Annotated in this window: 21 protein-coding genes, 1 pseudogene and 1 riboswitch; of the genes and pseudogenes, 5 read left to right on the plus strand and 17 right to left on the minus strand. The window is 68.9% G+C overall.

The window, feature by feature from the left end:
• On the plus strand, positions 1-453 hold a 453-nt coding region (locus ON30_RS01945; RefSeq protein WP_040703700.1), incomplete at its 5' end, for a 3-oxoacyl-[acyl-carrier-protein] synthase III C-terminal domain-containing protein.
• A gap of 10 nt (positions 454-463) precedes the next feature.
• On the opposite strand, the gene ON30_RS01950 is transcribed toward ON30_RS01945, so the two are convergent.
• The 13 genes from ON30_RS01950 to ON30_RS38725 all read right to left on the minus strand — a co-directional run bounded on the left by ON30_RS01950 (position 464) and on the right by ON30_RS38725 (position 11,331).
• Complete coding sequence (locus tag ON30_RS01950) at positions 464-1,078, minus strand: ABC transporter ATP-binding protein (RefSeq protein WP_082393585.1); 615 nt, start codon at positions 1,076-1,078, stop codon at positions 464-466.
• Between the two features lie 312 nt (positions 1,079-1,390).
• Positions 1,391-2,173, minus strand: coding sequence for a sulfite exporter TauE/SafE family protein (locus tag ON30_RS01955; RefSeq protein ID WP_051028844.1), 783 nt, complete (start codon positions 2,171-2,173; stop codon positions 1,391-1,393).
• A 68-nt stretch (positions 2,174-2,241) separates the two neighbouring features.
• Positions 2,242-2,970: a cation efflux transmembrane domain-containing protein gene (locus ON30_RS01960; RefSeq protein WP_040703863.1), complete on the minus strand. Its 729-nt coding sequence runs from the start codon at positions 2,968-2,970 to the stop codon at positions 2,242-2,244.
• Positions 2,967-3,296, minus strand: a complete 330-nt coding sequence (locus ON30_RS01965; protein WP_040703703.1) for an ArsR/SmtB family transcription factor — start codon at positions 3,294-3,296, stop codon at positions 2,967-2,969. Before ON30_RS01965 ends, ON30_RS01960 begins: the two co-directional genes overlap by 4 nt.
• Positions 3,297-3,312: 16 nt before the next feature.
• Complete coding sequence (locus ON30_RS42160) at positions 3,313-3,693, minus strand: recombinase family protein (RefSeq protein ID WP_082393578.1); 381 nt, start codon at positions 3,691-3,693, stop codon at positions 3,313-3,315.
• A gap of 111 nt (positions 3,694-3,804) precedes the next feature.
• Positions 3,805-4,473, minus strand: a complete 669-nt coding sequence (locus ON30_RS01970; protein ID WP_040703705.1) for a YcnI family copper-binding membrane protein — start codon at positions 4,471-4,473, stop codon at positions 3,805-3,807.
• Positions 4,474-4,583: 110 nt separating this feature from the next.
• A complete protein-coding gene (locus ON30_RS01975) occupies positions 4,584-6,023 on the minus strand; it encodes an MFS transporter (RefSeq protein ID WP_373282473.1) in 1,440 nt (479 codons plus the stop codon).
• Complete coding sequence (locus tag ON30_RS01980) at positions 6,020-7,144, minus strand: PLP-dependent cysteine synthase family protein (protein WP_040703707.1); 1,125 nt, start codon at positions 7,142-7,144, stop codon at positions 6,020-6,022. Before ON30_RS01980 ends, ON30_RS01975 begins: the two co-directional genes overlap by 4 nt.
• Before the next feature lie 104 nt (positions 7,145-7,248).
• A complete protein-coding gene (gene lpqS, locus ON30_RS01985; protein WP_156371416.1) occupies positions 7,249-7,656 on the minus strand; it encodes a putative copper homeostasis (lipo)protein LpqS in 408 nt (135 codons plus the stop codon).
• A 434-nt stretch (positions 7,657-8,090) separates the two neighbouring features.
• Positions 8,091-8,690 (minus strand): BlaI/MecI/CopY family transcriptional regulator, encoded by a 600-nt coding sequence (locus tag ON30_RS37070; RefSeq protein ID WP_082393577.1) that lies wholly within the window; start codon positions 8,688-8,690, stop codon positions 8,091-8,093.
• 106 nt (positions 8,691-8,796) lie between these two features.
• Positions 8,797-9,918, minus strand: coding sequence for a helix-turn-helix domain-containing protein (locus ON30_RS37075; RefSeq protein ID WP_204249185.1), 1,122 nt, complete (start codon positions 9,916-9,918; stop codon positions 8,797-8,799).
• A complete protein-coding gene (locus ON30_RS01990) occupies positions 9,893-10,531 on the minus strand; it encodes a hypothetical protein (protein WP_040703711.1) in 639 nt (212 codons plus the stop codon). The genes ON30_RS37075 and ON30_RS01990 overlap by 26 nt, the downstream gene beginning before the upstream one ends.
• Entirely contained in the window at positions 10,528-11,331 is an 804-nt protein-coding gene (locus ON30_RS38725; protein WP_157183578.1) for a hypothetical protein, read from the minus strand. Before ON30_RS38725 ends, ON30_RS01990 begins: the two co-directional genes overlap by 4 nt.
• Before the next feature lie 530 nt (positions 11,332-11,861).
• Here ON30_RS38725 and ON30_RS01995 point away from each other — a divergent pair.
• A pseudogene (locus ON30_RS01995) lies at positions 11,862-12,638 on the plus strand (lipase family protein); the annotation flags it as partial.
• A 185-nt stretch (positions 12,639-12,823) separates the two neighbouring features.
• Positions 12,824-14,017, plus strand: coding sequence for an esterase/lipase family protein (locus ON30_RS02000; protein ID WP_051028846.1), 1,194 nt, complete (start codon positions 12,824-12,826; stop codon positions 14,015-14,017).
• A 138-nt stretch (positions 14,018-14,155) separates the two neighbouring features.
• Here the strand turns inward: ON30_RS02000 and ON30_RS02005 are convergent, their stop codons facing one another.
• Positions 14,156-15,211 carry an alpha/beta fold hydrolase gene (locus tag ON30_RS02005; RefSeq protein WP_040703713.1) on the minus strand — a complete coding sequence of 352 codons (1,056 nt, stop codon included), beginning with the start codon at positions 15,209-15,211 and terminating at the stop codon, positions 14,156-14,158.
• A 304-nt stretch (positions 15,212-15,515) separates the two neighbouring features.
• Entirely contained in the window at positions 15,516-15,785 is a 270-nt protein-coding gene (locus ON30_RS38730) for a hypothetical protein (RefSeq protein WP_157183579.1), read from the minus strand.
• Between the two features lie 134 nt (positions 15,786-15,919).
• Here ON30_RS38730 and ON30_RS02010 point away from each other — a divergent pair, with 134 nt between their 5' ends.
• Both ON30_RS02010 and ON30_RS02015 read left to right on the plus strand, forming a co-directional pair.
• On the plus strand, positions 15,920-16,396 hold the full coding sequence (locus ON30_RS02010) for a DUF2752 domain-containing protein (RefSeq protein ID WP_245553903.1): 477 nt from the start codon (positions 15,920-15,922) through the stop codon (positions 16,394-16,396).
• A gap of 46 nt (positions 16,397-16,442) precedes the next feature.
• Positions 16,443-16,631: a hypothetical protein gene (locus tag ON30_RS02015; RefSeq protein ID WP_040703714.1), complete on the plus strand. Its 189-nt coding sequence runs from the start codon at positions 16,443-16,445 to the stop codon at positions 16,629-16,631.
• A 1-nt stretch (position 16,632) separates the two neighbouring features.
• Here the strand turns inward: ON30_RS02015 and ON30_RS02020 are convergent, their stop codons facing one another.
• Both ON30_RS02020 and ON30_RS02025 read right to left on the minus strand, forming a co-directional pair.
• The gene (locus ON30_RS02020; RefSeq protein ID WP_083911094.1) at positions 16,633-17,973 is read right to left on the minus strand and encodes a M1 family metallopeptidase; all 1,341 of its coding nucleotides are present in this window, start codon (positions 17,971-17,973) and stop codon (positions 16,633-16,635) included.
• Positions 17,973-21,947 (minus strand): Pls/PosA family non-ribosomal peptide synthetase, encoded by a 3,975-nt coding sequence (locus tag ON30_RS02025; protein ID WP_245553904.1) that lies wholly within the window; start codon positions 21,945-21,947, stop codon positions 17,973-17,975. Before ON30_RS02025 ends, ON30_RS02020 begins: the two co-directional genes overlap by 1 nt.
• Positions 21,948-22,156: 209 nt before the next feature.
• Positions 22,157-22,270: riboswitch (SAM riboswitch) on the plus strand.
• Positions 22,271-22,275: the final 5 nt, after the last annotated feature.

Below are 22,275 nucleotides of genomic sequence, written 5' to 3' on the forward strand. Positions count from 1 at the left end.
TACCGCCACCGCGGCGGCGAACCACTCTTCCCTCCGGGCCTGACCACCGGCGCGCGACTGAACTTCGCCGAACGCCTCGACTACAGCCGTCGTGAAGGACTCGCCGGCGGGCGCGTGTTCACCGATCTGGGCGCGGTGCTGATCGAGACCGTGGAACGGGCATTGAAGGACGCCGGAATCGGGTTGGACGACATCACACGTGTCGTCCACGACGGTTTCCACCGCGACGCCGTCCACGCGATCCTGCTCGACCCCTTGGGAATCGAGGAACAACGCGGCATCTTCGACTACACCCGCACCGTCGGCCACGCCGGACCCGTCGACCACATCCGAGGACTGGAACACCTGTGGCGCACCGGCGCGGTCAGGGCCGGCGAGCACGTGCTGCTGCTCAGCGACGCACCCGGCATGGAGGTCGCGTGCGCGGTGCTCCAGATCCTGACCGACGCCTGAACACGGCGGGTCAGTCCTGAGCGGGGACCACCCCGCGATCGGCCACGAGCCGCCCCGCATCCAGGGTTATCTCGCGCTTGACACACGCGCGTAGCGATTGTTCGTGCGAGGCCACCACGATCGTGCGGCCCTCGTAGTTCAGATCCATCAACACATCCAGCACCGCGGCGGCCGTGTGCGGGTCCAGATTGGCAGTCGGGTCGTCGGCGAGCACGACGGTGGGATCATCGGCCAGCACCCGAGCGATCGCCGCGCGTTGCTGCTGGCCCCCCGACAACATCCCCGGCAACTTGTCCGCCTCCTCGGCGATGCCGAGCCGAGCGAGCCACCACCGCGCCGACGCCTCACGCTCGCCCACGCTCCCACCGGCGCGGATGTTCATCACGACGTTCTCGCACACCGTGAGATTGGGCCGCAGCTCGACACCCTGCGACGCCAACCCGACTCTGTGCCGACACCGGCCACCACCGCGCCGGTCCGACACCGGTGCGCCCGTCACGGTCACGATCGTTCCCGAGCTCGGGCGTTCCACGCCTGCGAGCAGGCGTAGCAGCGTGGACTTACCACTGCCCGAACGACCCACCACCGCGAGGAAATCGCCCTCGCGAACGGTCAGGCTGACCATGTCCAGCGCGCGGACCTCACGGCCCGCGACCCGATACCGCTTGACCACCTCGGTGAGGGTATAGACAGTCCCCACGGTGCCTCACTTCTTCCGGTCACACCGGCCGCCGGGCCGACGCCGTCGGCGGGATCGGCGCGAGATAGTATGTCCTGCAACAACAGTGCGTCCATCTCCACACCTGGACCTCAAACGATACAGACTGTCACCACACGCAACAGTTTGTACCCGAAGATCGTCTGACCAATCCTCGACGGAACCACCGTCACCGGCGCGGGAGGCCGACGTGCAGACCACGACCGGATCGGGCCGGGTTCACAGGGCTTGCAGGGTGTAGAGCGCGGCGGTGGTGACGGCGGTCGCGCCGAGGGCGTAGCGCAGTGCGCGTTCGGGCAGGCGCGGTTGCAGGTGCGCGCCGAGGTATCCGCCGACCAGACCACCCGCCCCGCAACTGATCCCGATGATCCAGTCCGGGGCGATATCGGCGCCGCCGGTGGTGACCCCGAGCACCGCGTAGGTGGCCGCACCCGCGACCGAGGTGAGCAGGGTCGAGGTGAGCGCGGCGGGCGCTACCTCACCCATCGGAATCCCGCGTCCGACGAGGATCGGGCTGAGTAGCGAACCCCCGCCGATGCCGTAGATCCCGCCGACGACACCGACGACCAGCGCGGTCGCGGTGACGAACCGTCTCGACGGCCGCGGGCGGTCACCGCGGGCGCGAGCGGCGGTGCGCAGGCACAGCCATATCCCGAGCGGTCCCAGCAGCGCGGCCGCGATCAGTTTGAAGGTGGCCGCCTCCGGCAGCGCGAACACCCGCACGACCGCGCCGACGATCACGCCGGGCAGGGTGCCCGCCAGCAGCAGCCGGGTCAGCGGGCTGGTCAGGGGCGCGCGGCGACGGTAGCGGGCCAGCGCGCCGGGGATGGACACGACGTTGAACAGCAGATTGGTGGGAGTGACCGCGGGACTGGGCACGCCGAGCACGCTGATCTGCACCGGCAGCAGGAACACCGCCCCCGACACCCCGACCGGCGCGGTCACCACCGCGACCCCCAGTCCCGCCACGAAACTCGCCGCTACCAGGGCCCCGCTATCCACCCACGAACTATCCCAGCCGGACCGGCGGTATCCCAGCCGGACCGGCGGGGAGGCGGACGCGGGCGGTGTCAGGTTTTCGCATGCCCGGGCCGGTCACAGCAATCGCAGTCGTGGGGGGCTCGCTCGGTCCGAGTGAGCGCGGATGTCGATGTCGGGCAGCAGGTATCGCCCTTCCAGGCATTGCGGCCTTCCTTGACCGCAATCGCAGCGATCACCAGCGCGGTGATCGGATCGGCCCACGACCAGCCGAACACGCCGTTGACCAGCAACCCGATCAGCAGCACCGCCGAGAGGTAGGTGCACAGCGAGGTCTGCTTGGAATCGGCGACCGCCGAGGCGGAACCGAGCTCACGCCCGGCACGGCGTTGCGCGGCGGACAGGATCGGCATGATCACCAGACTCGCCGCGGCCAACCCGATCCCTACCGGCGAATGCCGGGCCTGCTCGGCGCCGAGCAGGGACCGGACCGAGTCGAGGGTGATGTAGGCGGCGAGCCCGAAGAACGAGAACGCGATGATCCGCAGCGCGACCTTCTCCCGTGCGGCGGGGTCGGGCCCGGCGAACTGCCAGGCCACCGCAGCCGCCGAGGACACCTCGATCATCGAATCCAGGCCGAAACCGATCAGCGCGGTCGAGGAGACCCGTGCGCCCTCGACCAGGGCGATGACAGCCTCGATCACGTTGTAGGAGATCGTGATCGCCACGAACCAGCGAATCCGCCGCGCCAGCAACGCCCGCCGATCCGCGCCCGGCGCGACGCCCGACGGCATCGAGGGCATACCGAGCGAGGCCATCAGCAGCACACCTCGCTCTCCGAAGACGGGCAGCAGGCCGGATCGACGGCCAGCACCAGCCCCAGCAGGTCCTCGAGCGCACGCCCGATACGAGGGTCGGCCAACTCGTAGCGGGCACGGCGGCCTTCGGGGACCGCGACCACCAGCCCGCATCCACGCAGGCACGCCAGATGATTGGACAGGATCTGACGCGAGACCCCGATAGTCTCGGCGAGGTCGGAGGGATATCCCGGCGCGGAGCGCAGGCTCAGCAGGATCTGTGTCCGGGTCGGATCCGACAGGGCATGTCCGAAGCGGGCCAGCGCGTCGCGGTGCACTACGGTCTCCACACGCAAACAATACATCCTAATCTGTATCCAGAAAATAGTGGACTATGGTGGTGGTGTGCGTGCCGCGTTGTCTCGGTCGAGGTTGCGGTAGACCGTCTTGTGAGGGACGCCGGAGGTCTCGGCGATGTGCGCGACGGTGTAGCGGCGTATGCCGTGCAACAGGAACCGTCCGGCGGAGGCGGTGGTGGTCGATGCCCTGCTTGAGCAGTGACAGATCGATACCGCGCTCGTCGAGTCGGGCGGCGGGTTCGCTCGTGTGCCGCACCGACCGGCACGGGCGCGAGAGCCGGGTGATGACGAGTTCGACACCGCGGCGCAGGTGGTCGAAGCATTTGTCCCACTCCGGGCACCGCGCCGGCTTCCCCGATGCCTTGTCGACCCAGATCCTGGGGGCCACCGTCGCCGCCGCGGGCCGGTACCGCGGTGTGCACCGTCGGTCCCTGAACCGTCCGGTCCGGAGGAATCGGGGCCCAGGCGTCGCCCCGCCCGGCCCCAACCCCCGCCCCGGTTATCGGGATGCGCGCCGGGCGCGGAACAGGGCCGTGACCGCCGCGGCGACGGCGAGCACGCCCAAGGCCAGACCGGCGATGGCCAGCTGGCGGGTGGTGTCGCCGGGCTCGGCGTGCGCCGGGGTCGGCGCGGCGGCGGATTCACTGCTGTGGGAGTGCGATTCGCCCACGGTCGGGGACCCTGCCAACACCAGCACCGGCAGCGGGTACTCCGGTTCGGGTGCCCCGGCGAGGCTGGGCTGGTCCCAGGTCACGATCGTGCCGTCGCTGTAGGTCTGCACGGCCCGGAAGGCGATGGTGTCGACCGCGGGCAGGGGGCCCGCGTAGAGGGCGAAGCGTTGGAATTGTCCCGGCCCCACCGTGGCGTCGGTGTCGGCATTCCAGGTGACCGAAGTCGCCATCGTCGACGGGTCGCGTGTCACGGTGGCGTTCCAGCCGGGCAGGGGTTCGGTGCGGGCAGTCTTGAGCCCAGGCAGGTCGATGGTCAACGCCGTGGTGAAGGCGTGCTCGGATTCGTTGGAGATCCGGAACGTGAGCACGCTCGAGGAGCCGGGTTTCGCGCCGGGCGCCTCGACCGCCAGATGCGCCGAGGCGACGCCACCGGCCGCCACGGTGACGGTCGTGGCGACCGCGACGGTGAAACCGAGCCGCCGCAGAACTGTGTTCATCTCATATGTCCTGTCCGAAGGGGAATGTGTGCGGATGGTCGCGCCTGTTGTCGGGGGGCTTCGACCGAGCACCCGTTCGACCGGTCTCCGCCCGAGAAGTCGCCGGGGCCTCACCGGCGCCCGACCGGGAACCGGCGGTGATCGCCTCCGGCGACCGGCCAGCTGCCGGGCGGGGAGGTCCGCTCGACGAGTCCTCCGTCGTGGGCGGCGAGTCGTGGCATCGGTACGGTCGGGAAATCCGCGCCGAGGAAGACGCCCTCGGACAGTCGGCGGGGACCGGGCGCCCGGTGGCCTGCGGTGCGCGATTGTGGTGACGCGGCCGTGGCCGGGCCCGGCTCGGAGGTCGCCAGCCGCCGCAGCGCCCAGGTCGAGGCGAGGCCGATGACGGCCAGACCCGCCCAGACCGCCCAGTCCGCGCCCGCGTCGTGGGCCGCGCCCACGACGGTGCCGGTGGCGAGGTTGCCGAGGAGGATGCCGACACCGACGACGGTGTTGTAGAAGCCGTAGTGGGTGGCCACGAGACGGTCACCGGACAGGGTCACGACGGTGTCCATCTCGAACGGGAACACCGCGGCGGTGCCGACCGCGAGCAGGGTGGTGGTCAGCAGCAGAGCGCCCACCGCCGCCGCGGTGCCGAAGCGGGCGGTGCCGGGCACCGCGATCAACGGGACGAACGCCGCCGCGAGCACGCTCATCCCGGCGACCAGGCTCGTGGCCGGACCCCACCGGGCTCGTAAGAAGGCGGTGATCCGCAGTTGCCCTGCGACCGCGACGACCCCGGAGACGACGAACAGACCCGAAACCAGGATCTGAGACCGAGCACCCGCGATGAACTCCGCCTGCAACGGCAGGGCCAGATAGACCTGGAACGACAGCACATAGGAACCGATCATCGCCACCGAGAAACCGAGGAAACGCCGGTTGGACACCACGGTGCGCCAGTCCTCGAACACCGAGGTCGCCTCGGCGGGGGCCTCGGCGCGCCGGGGCGGCAGCGCGAGTAGTTGGGCGAGGGTCAGCGCGGCGAACACCGCCGCGGCGACCGCGGCGGTGAGCCGGAACTCCAGCGTCATCAAGGCGAGCCCGACCAGCGGACCCGCCAGTATTCCCGCCTGGTAGAACATGTTGAACACGGCGAAGGCTTCCAGACGGCGCTCACCGGCGTCGGCGGCCAGGTACGCGCGCACCGCGGGATTGAACAGGGCTCCGGCGAAACCGGTCGCCGCCGAGGCGATCAGGACACCGGGCAGCGAGTCCGCCACGACCAGCAGCGCGAATCCGCCGGTCCGCAGCAGACACCCCGCCACGATCAACGGTTTGTAGCCGAGCCGGTCGGCGAGGGTGCCTCCGATCAGGAACATGCCCTGTTGGGAGAAGTTGCGCACGCCCAGCACCAGTCCCACCGCCCACGCCGCCAGCCCCAGCGGTCCGGCCAGGTAGCCGGCCAGATACGGCATCAGCATGTAGAAGCCCAGGTTGATGCCGAACTGGTTGATCATCAGCAGCCGGGCGGGCAGATCGAATCCGGCGAATCTGGCGTACACGCTCACGACGGAGTCCCCGCGGCCACGGACGGCTCGGGTGCGCTCACCGTCGTGCAGCGCGTCCATCGGGTCACCACCCGCTGCCCCGAGTGGGCGATGGTGTCGGGTTCGACCGGCGGGGTGGCGTCGAGCAGGCCGTGCTGGGCGCAGTAGGTGTCGTTGTAGACAGTGTCGAAGTAGCGGTGCGGTCCGTCGGGGAACACCGCGGCGATCTGTGTGTCGGCGGAGGTGACCCGCGCGGCCCAGCCAGCGACCAACGCCACCGCGCCGACGCTCCATCCGCCGCTGGCGTGGTGGGTCGCGGCCAGGGTGCGCGCGGCCCACACCGCTTCGGCCGGGGCGACCCAGTGCACCTCGTCGAAGGCGTCGTAGTCGACGTTGGCGGGCAAGATGCTCGACCCCAGCCCGCGCATCAGGCGCGGCCCGGCCGGTTGACCGAAAATCGTCGAGGAGATCGTGTCGACACCGATGAGGGTCATCTCCGGGTTGAACCGGCGCAGCACGCGGGCGATCCCGGCGGAGTGGCCTCCGGTGCCGACCGCGCATACCAGGACATCGACGGTGCCCAATTGCTCGATCAATTCCCGGGCCAGAGCGTCGTAGCTGTCGACGTTGTCCGGGTTGTTGTACTGGTCGGGGCACCAGGCGCCGGGATTGGCGGCCAGCAGTCGAGCGACCCGGTCGCGGCGTGCCTGTTGCCAGCCGCCGCTGGGATGTGCCTCGGTGACCAGTTCGACGGTGGTGCCGTAGGCACCCAGCATCCGGGCCACGATCGGTTCCAGGCCGGGATCGGTGACCACGGTCACCGGGTGCTGATGCACCATGCCGGCCAGCGCGAGTCCGAGTCCGAGGGTGCCGCTGCTGGATTCGACGATACGGGCCCCCGGACGCAGCTCGCCGCGCTCGCGGGCGCGGCGGACCATGTGCAGCGCGGGACGGTCCTTCATCCCGCCGGGATTGAAGCCTTCGAGCTTGGCCCAGAAGCCGCGTCCGACTCCGGCCAACGGTTGGCCGATCCACAACACCGGGGTGTTGCCGACCAGCCCGCGGGGTGCGTCTGCGGTCAGCGGTGCTGCCGGTTTCCGGCCGGCGGGTTCGAGATCGCGCAGGGGCACGACATTGTTCATGGGGCTGTCTCTTCTCTGCAACGGCGTCCGCGTTCGACGGCGCGCCACGACGGGTGGGCAGCAGATTCCCGCCGCCGAGAACACCTCGGCGCGGGCGCGGCCGATCAGCGTCGGGCGATGCAGAACAGAGTCAGAAGGGTCCGCCCGGTAGCGGACATCGAGGGGCGCGGGGGGCCACGCACACCCCCGGCGGACACCGCCGGACCCGGCGCCGCCACCAGCACCGAGGTCACCGCCGCGAGCAGCAAAGCCACGACAGTCAGCGAGACGACCCCCGGTGGCAGTGCCGGAGAGGCGCAGTGCACGCGGTGGTCGACACAATGGTCGATGATCGGCGATGCGAGATCGTCGTGGACGGCGCCCGAGTCCCGCTCGGCGACCGCGTGCGAGCCACCGCCGTGTTGGGCATGTTGCTGGGCCAGTCGGCAGTCCAGACCGGGAACGACCACCAAGGCCACCAGCGCCAACACCACCAGCCAGCTACCAGGCCGCAATCGAACGAGGAAATCCACGATGACACGACAGTAACGAAATCGTAACGACCCGCGCAACCGCGCGAGTGGACCCGACCGTCCGCCGGCGCCGGTGGTCCCGGTCGTCGCGCGGAACTTCGATTCAGGGCGCGAATCGCGGCCGGGCCGCGTACGCAGCTCGTGCCCCATTCGCACCTCCTCGGCCGATCATCGTGTCCGCAAATATTTTTCGTGTCGTCCACCCGAGTCTATCTGAGGCGGGTCGGCATCCGCGTCAACCGATCTACTATCTCGGTACGTAATAAGTTTGCGATCAGACGCGCTACCCGACGGGGCGTCCATCGATGGCGATCGGTTGGGGAATCGACAATCGCCCGCCACGCCGAACCCGCAGGCCGTGAACACAGCTCGTCCCTGCCCGCCCGACTCCTCGGCAATCGCCCCGAGAACCCCGCATAGTAGCCCCACAATGATCACGACGCAGACCTCACGGAGCTCATGACCGGCGTTGCGGTTGGTGGCCGCGACCTCGATCGCCGCCGCGGCGGCGATGTTCGTTGCTGTCCCCGCCGCAGCGGCCCCGCCGTCGGCAGGGACCGGTGGACATATCTTAAACGACGGCAACGGAGGCAACGGGCACGGCAACCCCCGTGTCGACTACGGCCACCACCAGGACGGCAGCGGCCGCAGTCGCTAGCCCTGCGGCGCGGCCGGTACAGGTAGGCCCTGCTGTGACGGTGCCGCAACAACCATCCTTTGTGATATAGGTTGTCCATTGTGGTCATCACCGTGATGCAGGCGATCTCGCGATCGCCGAGGATCACTTGACGCACCTCACGCGCACTCGCCAGGCACCGGCCAGATCGTGTCCATCGCCACCGACTCCAATTCCCCCGAATCAGGACCTGCCCGGCACGAGCGGATCTCAGTTTCCGATAAGCGGCTGCCGAGGAGGACGACGGCGGTTCCGCTGCCAGTGCTCGGTTACCGGAATCCGGGTTGGCGGGTGGGTGCGGCCGGCCAGATACGGCAGTCCGAATGCGAGGCTGGACTGGATCCTGAGGACGGGCCATTCACGACGCCCCTCGCGGTTGCCGAACCCAGACCCAGCCACGGCCCGACGATTTCGGCCACACGCCATCTGTGCGCCGACCAGCAGATTGAAGAATCGTTCGGTTCCTAGTTGGCGCTGAACTTGTACACCGATCCGCCAGGTTGTTTACGTCCAGAGTTCTCCTGTGGTGTCGGTATGAACGATCGCAGCACTGCGGGAGGGATGGCGAGGGGCTCGGCCGCGGCCCGGTAGGGCCGGTCTCCGAATCGTCGGCTCAGGAGTGTCCATAGCAGCAGCGGGCTTTCGTTGCCTACCTCGACCGGTTCTTCCTTGCGCCAGCCCTTCGCGGACAACTGTACGAACAACGACCTCGTTCGAGTGTCGGTGATCAACTCGAGTGCCGCCGCTCTCATGATCAAAGCTTGTATGGATACTCCCCAGGTGGCCTTGATCCGCGCGTAGTCAGTCAAAGTTGTTGCATCAGAAAGTATCTCAACGGCCCGGGAGCGCGGGACGAGTAGGGCAGATGCGAACTTGTTGGCCTCGTTCTCCGGGTCGTTTGCTCGGGGGCGGAACGTATGTAAGACCATGTGCCCGACTTCGTGTGCGATTGTGAATCGCTGTCGATCACCGTGCGTGCCCGGGAAGAATCCGATCAGGCCGCTGGCGCCGAGGCCGCCCCAGTACGAGGCTCCGAAATGGCCTCCTCCTGCTGGCGCTTCGTCGCCCTCGATCTGTGGGGGCACGATAGGGGCCACGGCGACGCCGGCACGTTCCAGTGCGCGCGTGAGATGCGGGATCGGTGCGGCAGGTGCAAGGCGTAGCGCTTCTCTGGTTTGATCGGCCAAGTGGTTGATTTCGTCGTCGGTCACCGACTCCTGGGTCACAAAGGGGAGGTCGGCAACCGGGTACCTGCCCTCCGTGATCAAGCCATTCGAGACTCGGTATCCCTCGCCGTACCACCGATGAATCCGTCGAGTCATGGTCCTGCTTGCGCCCGCTAGCTTTCGAAACCGCAGCGAGTCCAGAGGGATCGAGCTCGACTCGACCCGGAAAAAGCTCAGCGGGGTTCCGGTGGAGTCTGCGATGATCTTGAGTTCGGCTGAGGTTGCGTCACGAGAATGAGTCTCCACTTCGGACAGCCAGGATTGACCGAGGCCGGTCATTCCGGACAGTTGCTGCTGCGTGAACCCGAACAGTTCGCGCAGCGCGCGTATCCGCTCACCCGGAGATGCCGGGAGCATCATCACCACCTTCCTCTTCCGCTTCGGGAATCCAAAGATCCAAGCCCTCATCAGTCGGCTGGAACTCGAGATCGGACAACTCCTGAGCAGTTTCGGGGAGCACGAACTCGAGATCGACCTTGGCCCGTTCTCCCCACCTCCACGGACCGATCGTACGAACGATCCGGAAAGTGGGTGTCGCTGACTCTCGATCTATCCGCCACACGCCGAGCAAGCGGTCGTTCGCTTCTCCGCTGAGCGGGAGTTGGGGCGGCAACGGCGGGTTGCTGAAATACGCCTGGCGAGCCTCGTTGGTGCCGGGAGGGGGGATGTAGTCGTCTGCGTGCGCGTGCAGCAGGTGAACTCGATAGTTACCGTCGCTCAGCCACAGGGCGCCGTTCTGTGAGTGTCGGCCTGCCAACTTCCATGCACCGAGCGAGCCGACTCTTGCTTGGTGCAACTTATGATGGGCGAGCGCGCGAATCGTGTGAGTCGCGTGCCAGCCATAGAGATCAGCATCCGCGAGCTCGGGCAGGCGCGAACGGCGGATCTGCTCAGCCCAGGCAAAGGTGTCGTGGAGCGGCTCGCACAGGTCGGACAACGCCGATCGCACCCGCTCCACGTGCTCCTTAATCATGGCGTCGATAATATCAGGAAGAAAGTTAAGGTGCTGTGTCTCTTCGGTAGCTGGCGTGTCTGTCTCCCGCCCGAGTAGATGTTCGCCGCGCTGCGGGGTGCCACCCACGTGTGGGGAGCGTGCATTCGCGGTCGGCCGGAAATGACCCAGGTCCGCGTCCTCGAATTCGCGCAGGCGGTGATGGGCTTCCGGATCGACCCCTGACCTGCCTGCGAGCCGCCGCGGTGGCGGGTCTGCGGCAACCTCGCGAGTGCCGGTTGTGTGATGACGCCGTCATCACCGGTTCCGCGAAAGGCCAGGTCGGCGCATGATGACTGGGTCATCACCCGGATGGTACTGTTGAGCTTCGTAATGTCATGAATCGTCCTGAAAAGCGGTTGAACAGCGGCGATGTCGACGCGTTGGCTGATTGACCTGCGCATTTCCGGCGATCCGTACCGGGGTTCGATTCCCCCAGGCGGCTCCATTTCTGAATCAATTCCCGCTGGTTGTGGCGTGCCCGGTTCCTCGCGGTGGGGGTTCTGCCGTTGCAGCGCCTCGATCAGGTGGTGGGCGGCGGTGGCCGGTTCGAGGGGGCCGCACATTTCGCGGAGGGACGCGAGTCGGGTACACGCGTTCAGTGATTCGTGGGTCGGGATGTATTCCTTCAGGCGTTGCGCCTCGGTGGACTGTTGGAAGGCGAGGACGAGTGTGATGTCGTCTAAGTGCGCGGTTTCGCGGCCGATCGCCGCTGGGTCCCCGTCGAAGAAGGCGTCGGTGTCCAGTAGTTGCGCTTTTCCGGACCGCTTCGGTGACGGCATCTTCTGCACCCCTCACCCATCGTGCTGCGGCGTTCGGCGAGACATCTGGTTGTCGAGTTGTCCGCCACGGCAGGTGCTTTCGCGTGCTCGCGGTGGTCGAGGGGTGCGGACGAGAAGATCGACTCCGGTTCCCCGCGGGCCGATGACTTGCTATGATCGAGCGGTCACGTAAGTGACGTCGAGTGGTGAGGACCGCCCTGCGTAGACGGCCCCCACCGATGGGTTACCTGATCCGTACTCGACGGACCAGAGCGAGCGCCCCGGCGATCGCGGCAGCCAGTATCAGTGACATGCCGTAGTCGACCGGGGCGTTACCCTTTTTCCGGCGATGTTTCGCCATCTCCCCATCACCTCCTTCCTGGGCGCGGTGTGTGGACCTTGTCCACCGCCCCTCGGCTGGAGGTGTCTTCACTCTACGGCAGCCCCGTGGTCAAAAAGCAACTGGCACAGCGGGTTTCGGACTTATGACAAGTGTTCGGTAGGTATGCCGAACGTCCAACAGCCGCTCGCTCGGGCCGACTCGAACGGTTGCGACCGGGCCGTGGCTGGGGGCGGGGGAGCGGCCGACGGTGGTGATCGCGCCGGGGGTTTCGGGGCAGGCGGACCGGTGCGCGATGTCGGTGGCGTTCTCGACGGGGATGACGGTGTTCACCGATCCGTCGCCGGGGATCTCGGCCAATCAGGAGTAGCCGTCCTCGGCGGTGTGGAGCGGGTTGGGGGCGCGGGTGCTGGTCGTGGACTACATCGGCTTGGGGACGCCAGGGATCCACACGTTCGCGAATCGGATCGAAGGGGCGCACGCGGTGCTGGACGCGGCGCGGGCGGCGAACGCGCTGGCCGGGGTCGACGCCGACGCGCCCGTGGTCTTCTGGGGATATTCGCAGGGCGGGGGTGCGACGGCGGCCGCGGCGGAGATGCAGCCGACCTACGCGCCGGAATTGAATCTGAAGGGGACCTGGGCGGGCGGGCCGGTGGCGGATCTGGCGGCGATCCTCGAACGGATCGACGGCGCGTTGATCGGCGGGGTGGTGGGGTCCTCGCGCCCGGCGACCCCGGTGTTGATCACCAGCGGACGCAACGACGACACCGTCCCCTACGGGCAGGCTCGGCAGTTGGCGCTGGATTGGTGCGCGCAGGGGGCGACGGTCACCTTCCGCACCAACGAACTGCCGCCGATCCTGCCGGGCGCGACCATTCCGGCGCATTTCGGGCCGGAGCTCATCGAAGGATTCGGTCCCGACAACGCCGTCACCTACCTGCTGGATCGCCTCGCGGACAAGCCGGTCTCCGGGTGCTCGCCGGCTTGATCGGTCGCGGTCGGGGCGGTCTGTGGTCGGTCACGGACCACCCCCATCGGATTCATGACGTGCCCGGATTTCGCGTTGAACAGCGGATTCCGGGCCGTCGGGTGAGGACTCTGGTCGCAGTCCGGTACGTGGCGGGACAGCAGCCGCGCCGGGAGCGACAGCGATTTCACGCGGGAAGGTTTCGGATGGGGACAAGGACTTGGGGACGATTGTGGATGGTCGCGATGGCGGTGACGGCGTGCGCGGTCTCCGGGGGCGTCGGGAACGCGGTGCCGCAGGCGACCGCCCCCGACAAGCCGGTGACCGAACAGCAACTGGCCGACTACATCGCCGACGGGTTGAAGGTCCGTCCGGTGGCGGGGACCGGATCGGCGTGCAGTTCGGGTAGCGGCACGGGGTCGGGCAACGGGTCCGGCGACTGCTACGGCGGGTCCGGCAGCAGTTCGGGGTCGGCGGGCGGATCTGCCAGCGACACCGTGGGTTTCGGCCCGTCGATGACGTCGTGGGTCTCGGCGTTCGGCTACGGGCTCCAGCATCCGGACGCCGCGCCGCCCGGAACCAACGACTGGTCCTGCAAGCCGACCGCGGCGCATCCGCGCCCGGTGATCGCGCTGCACGGCACCTGGATGAACGCCTACAACGGTTTCGCGTTCATGGGACAGCCGTTGAAGGACGCCGGGTTCTGCGTGTTCACCTTCAACTACGGGCGCTCGAATCTGCTCCAGGGCGGCGGGCTCGGTTCGCTGCTGCCCGGGGTGATGGGCACCGGCTACATCCAGGATTCGGCCGATCAGGTGGCGCTGTTCGTGGATCGGGTGCTGGCGGCGACGGGGGCCGACGAGGTCGACGTCATCGCGCATTCGCAGGGTGGTGCGCTGGCGAACTGGTACACCAAGTTCGACGGCGGCGCGGCGAAGGTGAACAAGCTCATCACCTTCGGGGCCACCCATCACGGCACCACCTTGGACGGGATCGGCGCGCTCGGCCGCGCGATCAACAACCTGGGGATCGATGTGCTCGGCCTGGTGGAGATCTTCGTGGGGCACGCGGGAATCCAGCAGACGGTCGGCTCGGATTTCGTGAACACCCTGAACGCGAACGGTGACACGGTGGCAGGCGTCGACTACACGGTCGTCGGCACCCGCTACGACGAGGTCACCACCCCGTTCGACCTGACCTTCCTGAAGGCGGGCCCGGGCGCGACGGTGAACAACATCGTCTTGCAGGACGGCTGCGAATCCGATGTCTCCGACCATCTGACGCTGATGTATTCGCCGCGCGCGCTGTCGATCGCGCTGCGGGCCCTGGATCCGGCGGGCCATCCGGACCTGGTGTGCTCGTTCAATCCGTGGCTGGTCGGCGGCGGTGGTTCGCTCTAGCGGACGATTACGGGACACCGGAAGGGTGGCGGTGAACGGCTACCGCTACCCTTCGTGCGGGGGAAGCTCCTTCGGATACGTGATCAGCGGAGCTTCCCCCTCTTCCGAACCACCCCGGGCTCAGGGGATTTCGCTCGCTCAGACGGCGGTCGCCGCGGGGCGGGCGCCGCGTTCGGCGATCCGGCCCAGGACCGCGTTGAAGCGGTCGATGGCTTCCACGTTGCCCAGGTGGCCGGTCGGGAAGACGTGGTAATCGGCCAGAGTGCCCGCCGCTTCGAGGATTTCGGCGATGCGCCGCGACATCCGCTCGGGCAGCAGCAGGTCGTTCGCGCCGGCGATGACGGTGGTCGGGACGCTGAGATGCTTGGCGGAATCGCCGAGGTTCATGTCGACGAGGGCGGCGGCGTGCAGGCCGCGGGTCAGCGGGCGACAGCCGCGGATGATCCCGAGCGCGAAGGAGACTTCGTCGGCGGTGGCCTTGGGATTCATGACCCGGTTCTTGAGCACCGCGCTGACCAGCGGGCCGCCGGGTACCGGGAACGGGGAGAACAGCAAGGTCTCGGCGATCAGGCCGGGCATGCGGATCGGGTTGCCGCGCAGGGTGATTTGACGTGCGGACACCGTCAGCGGCTTGTTGAGCAGCGGCAGCATGTCGGTCTCGTAGCGGACCTCGCCGGAGGTGGTGTTGAGCAGCACGACTTCGCTCGCCCGCTCGGCGACCTGGTCGGGGAAGTGAGCGGCCCACGCCTGCAACGTCATCCCGCCCATGCTGTGCCCGACGAGGACGGCCCGCTTGCCGCGCGGGAGCGCCGCTTCGAGGACGGCTTCGAGATCCTCGGCGAGCGTGGCGGGGCCGAGGGCGGCGCGGCCGAGGGCGCTCTCGCCGTGGCCGCGCTGATCGTAGGTGAGCACCCGGTAGCGATCGGCGAACGCGTTGATCTGCGGGTACCAGTACTCGATGCTGCAACTCCACCCGTGGATGAGCACGATGGGGTCGCCGTCGGCGGGCCCGTAGGCGTGCACCCGCAGGCGCGCCCCGTCGGCGGTGGTCACGGGGATGACGTCGTGCGGCGCGGTGGGCTTGTTCAACAGCGCGGTGGCGTACTTGCGATTCCGCATCCCGGCGCGATAGGCGGCCGTGAGCGGCTCGGTTCCGCGTAGCGACGCGAGCGTCTTCATCGACGTGACCAGCATTCGAGCACTCCTTTGTGTCTGCCGTTACCGTACCGTGCAAGCTGGGGTGCTAGCTAGTGCAAGCGTCGGTTGCGGAAATCCTGGCTCGAAAGCGCGGATACCCGGTATTCGGTCCGGCGAACCTGCCCCGTGCGCGAAAGATCGAACACCGCTCACCAGGGGAAACGCCCGGGTGTGAGGCGGTGTTCGGCGCTGGGACGTCGTGACCGCTCGCATACTTCCGATATCGCGAGCGCGGTCACGGACGCTACGACTCCGCCGCCCCGGATCTGTCCGGGGCTCGGCGGAGTCGGGAATCGGGCGCTCAGCCCGGGGTGAGGAGTTCCGCGATCAGTTCGGGGACGACCAGGCAGACCTGATCGTCGGGGTGGAAGTCCACCCGCGGGTCGCGGTGACGCGGTGCTCGGACGAACACCACCACCGACGACCCGTCACCGGGATCTATCTCTACCGCGACCGAACCCGCGGTTTCGCCCTCCAGGGCGCCCTGCCAGCGGCCGACATGCCCGAATTCGAGCCTGCGTGCCGAACTGACCCCAAACGCGTCGAGCCGGGTAACACCAGCGGCATCCACGTCGGGAAATGCTACGGGAGCAGCGGAAACGCCGGAGCGAATCGATCATGTTCGACGCCTGAGCGGCTAGGATGCGCCGTCCCGGGCCCCACTGTGGTGGCGGCTCGGCGGTGCGGCCGATTACCGTGTCGACTGTGGAGGGCACGCACGTCCCGGGCGAAACGGCCGCGGAGTCGATCATGGCGAAATACACCTCGCCGCCGAAGCATCGCGGCTGGCGCGCGATGCCGATTCCGCTGCTGACGGCGGGGGTCGGCCTCGGTGCGGTGGCGCTGCTGGCGGTGCGTGACCCCCACGTGGAGGGGTCCTACGGCTACTGCCCGGTCTACGCGCTCACCGGTTTGTACTGCCCCGGTTGCGGGGGGATGCGCGCGGTGCACAACCTGACCGAGGGCCGCGTCCTGGACGCGCTGCACAGCAACCTGATCGCGGTCCCCCTGCTGTTCGGGCTCGCGCTGTGGGTGGGGTCGTGGATCGTGCGGGCCTGGCGTGGTGAACGGTTGGTGCTGCCGCGGATCGAGCGCACCACCATGTACGCCCTGCTCGGCCTGATCGCGGTGTACTCCGTCCTGCGCAACACGCCGTGGGGCGGGTGGCTGACCCCCGTCTGACCGGAAACGGCTGCTTGACCCCGCGCGAGACGGGCAAGCTTCGAATATGAGCGACACGTTGAAGCAGCGCATCCGGGCCAAGCTGTTGCGCCAGTTGGACGAGGACGGCGCACCGGACGCCGAACAGGACGACACCCGCCAGGTCGCGATCGAGAACGATCTGGAGACCCTCGCGGCCGTCGCCGACGACGATCCCATCGTCGAGGAACTGGCCTCGCGCTACCTGGTCTTCTGATTCAGCGCTTGTGCCCCGCGGGCGGCAACTGCGGCAGGACTTGGGCGCGCAGCCACCCGTCCCACAGCGGACGCAGGGACGCGCGGGTGTAGTGCCCGGCCAGATCGGTGAACTCCTCGGCGTCGACCGAGGCGTGCCGGTAGCGGGAGGTCCAGTCGCGCAGCAGGTCGAAGAAGGCGCTGTCGCCGAGTTCCAGGCGCAGCGCGTGCAGGGTGAGCGCGCCGCGCTTGTAGACCCGGTCGTCGAACATGCGCGCGGGCCCGGGATCGCCGACGACGAGGTCCTGCGGTTGCCGCGACAGGTTCTGGCGCGCGGCCCTGGCCTGTTGGTCGGCGGTCGGACCGCCGGAAGCCTCCGACCAGATCCATTCGGCGTAACAGGCGAAACCCTCGTGCAACCAGATGTCGCGCCACCGGCGGATGGTGAGGCTGTTGCCGAACCACTGGTGGGCCAGTTCGTGGGCGACCAGTCGTTCCGAACCGCGCCTGCCGTCGCAGTGGTTCGCGCCGAACACCGAGATCCCCTGGGCCTCGATGGGGATCTCCAGGTCGTCGTCGGTGACGGCGACGGTGTAGGCCCCGAAGGGGTACGGGCCGAACTTCTCGGCGAACACCTCCATCATCTGCGGTTGCCGCGCGAAATCGTGCTCGAAGGCGGCGCGCAGACGCGGCGGCACCACCGCGTGCATCGGGACCCGCGCGTGCGGGGAGCCGACCCGGTAGCGGCGATAGGGCCCGATCTGGATGGTCGCCAGGTAGCTGGCCATCGGCTCGGGTTGGTCGTAGATCCAGGTGGTCTGACTGGCTTTGGTCTGCTTGCCGACCAGAGCCCCGTTGGCCAGCGCGTAGTACGGGGTGTCGGTGGTGATCGCGATCCGGTAGCTGGCCTTGGAACTCGGGTGGTCGTCACACGGGAACCAGGAGGCCGCGCCGTTGGGCTGACTGGCCACCAGCGAGCCCTCCGACAGTTCCTCCCAGCCGACCTCGCCCCACGGCCCGCGCACCGGCTTGGGCACGCCGCTGTACTGGATCAGCAGCGCGAGCACGCCGCCCGCCGGAATCCGCTGCTGCGGAGTGACGACCAGCTTGCCGCGCTGGTGGGTGTACTTGGCCGCCTTCGCCCCGTTGACGAAAACCTTGGACACGACCAGCGATTGGGACAGGTCGAAGGCGAAGCGGGGACGCACCTCGGTGGTGACCGCCGTCAGCTCGGCCCGACCCGAGAGTCGGTTGCTGGCGACCTTGTAGGTCAGCGCCAACTCGTAGCGCGACACCCGGTAGCCGCGGTTCCCGTTCTGGGGTAGGTATTCGTCGATGGGCGCGTCGTAGAACTTGCTCGCCATCAACGTGTCGCTTTCGTCGCTTCCGGTTCGGCCGCGGGGGAGACCGGACTCGTCCACGGCGCGATCGGATTTCCCCACCAGCGCGTGGACGGCGGGACGGCGTCGCCGCGCATCACCAGCGAGGCGGGGCCGATGGTGGCGCCGGCGCCGATCACCGCCGCGGGCAACGCGACACAGTGCGGACCGAGGGTCGCGCCCGCGCCCAGGGTGACGGTGTCCATCGCCATGATCCGATCGTGGAACAGGTGGGTCTGCACGACGCAGCCGCGTTCCACGGTCGCGCCGTCACCGAGTGTCACCAGGTCTGCCTCCGGAAGCCAGTAGGACTCGCACCATACCCCGCGGCCGATGCGCGCGCCGAGTCCGCGCAACCACAGGTTCAGCACGGGTGTACCCGTCGCGGCGCGCGCGAACCAGGGGGCCGCGACCGTTTCCACGAAGGTGTCGGCAACCTCGTTGCGCCACACGAACGAGCTCCACAGCGGATGTTCCTCGGCCCGGATCCGGCCGACCAGCAACCATTTCGCGGCCACCGCGCTGCCGCAGGCGACCGCGCCCGCGGCCAGCAGCACCACACCGCTGAGCAACGCGGTGGGCAGGTGACCGAGCGTCTGCGCCAGCCACGCCAGCGTGAACAGCACGCCGAGGCCGATGGCGAAGGTCACCAGGACCGGGATCAGTCGGCAGGTCTCCACGATCGCGCGGGCGATGCGCAGGCGTGGCGGCGGATCGAAGGTGCGTTCGGCGCCGGACTTCTCCGAGGCCCGGCGCAGCCGCACCGGCGGGCTGCCCAGCCACGACGAGCCCGCCTTCGCCTTGGTCGGCGCGGCCGAGAGCACCGCGACCAGACCGTTCTTCGGGACCCGCCGCCCCGGCGCGGTCATGCCGGAATTGCCGAGGAACGCGCGCTTGCCGACCTTGGCCTCGCCGATGTGCAGCCAGCCGCCGCCCAATTCGTAACTGGCGATCATGGTGTCGTCGGCGAGGAAGGCCCCGTCGGCGACGGTGGTGAACTTGGGCAGCAGCAGCACCGTCGACGCCTCGACCGATTTGCCGACCTTCGCGCCGAGCAGGCGCAGCCAGATCGGGGTGAGCAGGCTGGCGTAGAGCGGGAACAGGAAGGTGCGCGCGGAGTCGAGCAGGCGTTCGGTGGCCCACGCCTGCCAGCCGATCCGGCTGCGCACCGGGTGGTACCCCTCGCGCAGGCCGATGCTGAACAGGCGCACCGCGACGATCGTGATCGCCGCGTAGACGGCCAGACTCAGCAGCGTCGCCACCGGCAGGATGGCGAAGGCGCGACCCAGCCCTGCGGTGAGCGTCGCGGTGTCGCGGATCCACCACGCGATGAACACACCGCCCGCGGCCAGTCCGAGCACGGGCACCGCGGCCAGCACCATCGAGGTGACGCCGAAGATCGCGATCCAGTGCGTCGCGCGCGCGGGCGAGTGGTCGGGCCAGCGGTGCCGGGCCTTGCCGACCTTCACCGCGGGCGAACCCGCCCATTCCTGATCGGCCTTGACCTTGCCGCTGACCGCCGAACCCGGCGCGATCTCGGCGTTCTTGCCGATCCTCGTGCCGGGCAGCAGGATCGAGCGCGAACCGACCACCGCGCCGGGGCCGATGACGATCGGGCCGATGTGCACCAGGTCGCCGTCGATCCAGTAGCCGGACAGGTCGACCTCGGGTTCGACGCTGCATCCGTCGCCGAGTTCGAGCATGCCGGTGACCGGCGGCAGGGTGTGCAGGTCGACGCCGCGTCCGATCTTCGCGCCCAACATCCGCGCGAACGGCACCATCCACGGCGCGCCCGACAGGTTCTCCGCGCCGCTGGCCTCGGACAGTCGCACGGCCGCCCACAGGCGCAGGTGTTCGCGTCCGCCGCGCGGATAACTGCCGGGTTCGATGCCCGTCAGCAGGGTCCACGCGCCCAGCACGCACAGCGTCATCCGGCCCGGCGGGGTGATGAACAGCACGAACGCCGCCAGCGCCCACCACCAGGACAGGTGCGGCAGCCACGGCAGCGAGCCGGACCAGGCCGCGACATTGCCGACGGTGGCCAGCCAGGTCAGCCACTGCAAGCCGGTGAGAGTGGTCAGCGGGACGGTGGCCAGCACTTGGAACAGTTGCGCGCGCAGCGGGGTGGGCCGCACGTGCCGGTCCTCGACGGCCGCCACGGGGGCGCTGTCGTCCAGGTAGGCGGCCAGCGCGCCGAGGCGGGGATGGTCGTAGAGGTCGGCGACCGCGACGCGCGGATACCGTTCGCGCAGCGCGGCGACCAACTGCGCGGCGGCCAGCGAGCCGCCGCCGACGTCGAAGAAATCGGTGTCGGGGCTGGTGACCTCCGCGCCGAGGATCGAATCCCACAGGCCCGCCACCCACTGCGCGGTGGGGCTCAGCCCGGCCTCGGCGTCGATGTCCTTGCGCTTGGGCAGCGGCCAGGGCAGCGCGTCGCGGTCGACCTTGCCGGAGGTCCGGGTCGGCAGTTCGGCGACCACGGCCAGACGCGGCACCATCGGCGCGGGCAGTTGTTCGGCGAGCAGGTCGCGGGCGGCCTTGACGTCGTAGTCGGGTTCCGGGCCCGCCAGGTAGCCGACCAGGATCTTGTTGCCCGCCTTGGTGGTGCGGATCGCGGTCGCCGCGCCGGTGACGCCGGGCAGGTGTTGCAGGGCGTTGTCGATCTCGCCGAGTTCGATGCGGCGGCCGCCGATCTTGATCTGGTCGTCGGCGCGGCCGAGGAAGATCAGTCCCGCGCTCTCGTTGCGCACCAGATCACCGCTGCGGTAGGCGCGCTCCCAGCCGAGCGAGGGCAGCGGGGCGTACTTCTCGGCGTCCTTCGCGGGGTCGAGATAACGGGCCAGACCGACGCCGCCGATGACCAGTTCCCCGGATTCGCCCTCGCCCACCGGGTTTCCGGCGGCGTCGACCACGGCCAGGTCCCAGCCGTCCAGCGGCAGGCCGATCCGTACCGGCCAGTCACCGGTGAGCAGGGCGGCGCAGGCGACCACGGTGGCTTCGGTGGGGCCGTAGGTGTTCCACACCTCGCGGTCCTCGGTCCCGGCGAGACGTTCGGCCAGTTCGGGCGGCACCGCCTCGCCGCCGAAGATCAGCAGGCGCACCGGGTCGAGGGCCTCGGCGGGCCAGGTGGCCGCCAGGGTCGGCACCGTGGAGACGACGCTGATCTCCCGGCGGACCAGCCACGGCCCGAGATCGGCGCCGGTGCGCACCAGCGCGCGGGGCGCGGGGACCAGGCACGCGCCGTTGCGCCAGGCCAGCCACATCTCCTCGCAGGAGGCGTCGAAGGCCACCGACAGACCGGCCAACACCCGGTCCTCGGGGCCGATCGGCGCGTCGGGCAGGAACAGGCGGGCCTCGGCGTCGACGAAGGCCGCGGCGTTGCGATGGGTGACCGCGACGCCCTTGGGGGTGCCGGTGGAACCGGAGGTGAAGATGATCCACGCGTCGTCGCCCGGGTCCGGCGATGCCGTGCCGATCTCGGCCGCGGGGCGCTCGGGATCGGTGATCTCGATCCCGTCGCCGGTGACGACCGCGCTGACCTTCGCCTCGCCGAACACCAGTCTGGCGCGTTCGTCGGGATCGTCGGCGTCGACGGGGACGTAGGCGGCGCCCGCGTGCAGGACCGCGAGAATCGTGACGTACAACTCGTAGCCGCCCGACGGCATCCGCACGCCGACGCGGTCGCCCGCGCGCACGCCCGCCTCGGCCAGTCGGGCGACGGCGTCATCGATCTCGGCGAGCAGTTCGGCGTAGGTCAGGACGTTGTCGCCGTCATCGATCGCGGCGGCGTCGGGGTAGGTCAGCGCGGTGTCGGCGAGGATGTCGACCAGGGTGCGCACGGGTGCGGCGAGGTCGCCGCGTTGCAGCGGATCGGTCCGGGGCGACTCGGCGTCCGCGGAGTCCGCTCCGGTCGCGGTATCGATCTGCGGATGCGGCATGACGTCCTGCCCACCTCTCATTGACCCGACCGACCTTCACCGTTGTTGTTCCACACGAGGGTTACCAGCGGGCAAACACGCCGGTAGACCGACTGTCCACGGTACCCGGGGTACCGGGAGAAGCCGCGCCGCAAGGCTCGGCCGGCCAGGGTTTCGTCCTCACCGAGCGCCTCGAGGGCGAACCGGAAGGTGGTTGACAGCTCCTCGGTGCGTCTGTCACTCTCTGATCAGGTCATGAGTACCAGCGTCAAGCCCCGGCTAGCTGGTCGGCAACCCTCCTCCGCGGCGGGGTGCTCCGGGTGACGACCGGGCCGTAGCCCGACCGGGTACGGCAAGCGCGGACTCGATG

Origin of the sequence: Nocardia takedensis NBRC 100417, assembly GCF_000308695.1 — a bacterium.
Taxonomy (GTDB): domain Bacteria; phylum Actinomycetota; class Actinomycetes; order Mycobacteriales; family Mycobacteriaceae; genus Nocardia; species Nocardia takedensis.

What these genes read in the sequence shown, in the direction of transcription:
- ON30_RS38725 (WP_157183578.1), bottom strand. Translation starts at nt 11,331, where the DNA reads ATGCCGTCACCGAAGCGGTCCGGAAAAGCGCAACTACTGGACACCGAC.
- ON30_RS01990 (WP_040703711.1), bottom strand. Translation starts at nt 10,531, where the DNA reads ATGATTAAGGAGCACGTGGAGCGGGTGCGATCGGCGTTGTCCGACCTG.
- ON30_RS02025 (WP_245553904.1), bottom strand. Translation starts at nt 21,947, where the DNA reads ATGAGAGGTGGGCAGGACGTCATGCCGCATCCGCAGATCGATACCGCG.
- ON30_RS37075 (WP_204249185.1), bottom strand. Translation starts at nt 9,918, where the DNA reads ATGATGCTCCCGGCATCTCCGGGTGAGCGGATACGCGCGCTGCGCGAA.
- ON30_RS01980 (WP_040703707.1), bottom strand. Translation starts at nt 7,144, where the DNA reads ATGAACAATGTCGTGCCCCTGCGCGATCTCGAACCCGCCGGCCGGAAA.
- ON30_RS01970 (WP_040703705.1), bottom strand. Translation starts at nt 4,473, where the DNA reads ATGAACACAGTTCTGCGGCGGCTCGGTTTCACCGTCGCGGTCGCCACG.
- ON30_RS37070 (WP_082393577.1), bottom strand. Translation starts at nt 8,690, where the DNA reads ATGGCCCGTCCTCAGGATCCAGTCCAGCCTCGCATTCGGACTGCCGTA.
- ON30_RS02000 (WP_051028846.1), top strand. Translation starts at nt 12,824, where the DNA reads ATGGGGACAAGGACTTGGGGACGATTGTGGATGGTCGCGATGGCGGTG.
- ON30_RS02005 (WP_040703713.1), bottom strand. Translation starts at nt 15,211, where the DNA reads ATGCTGGTCACGTCGATGAAGACGCTCGCGTCGCTACGCGGAACCGAG.
- ON30_RS02020 (WP_083911094.1), bottom strand. Translation starts at nt 17,973, where the DNA reads ATGGCGAGCAAGTTCTACGACGCGCCCATCGACGAATACCTACCCCAG.
- ON30_RS01950 (WP_082393585.1), bottom strand. Translation starts at nt 1,078, where the DNA reads ATGGTCAGCCTGACCGTTCGCGAGGGCGATTTCCTCGCGGTGGTGGGT.
- ON30_RS02015 (WP_040703714.1), top strand. Translation starts at nt 16,443, where the DNA reads ATGAGCGACACGTTGAAGCAGCGCATCCGGGCCAAGCTGTTGCGCCAG.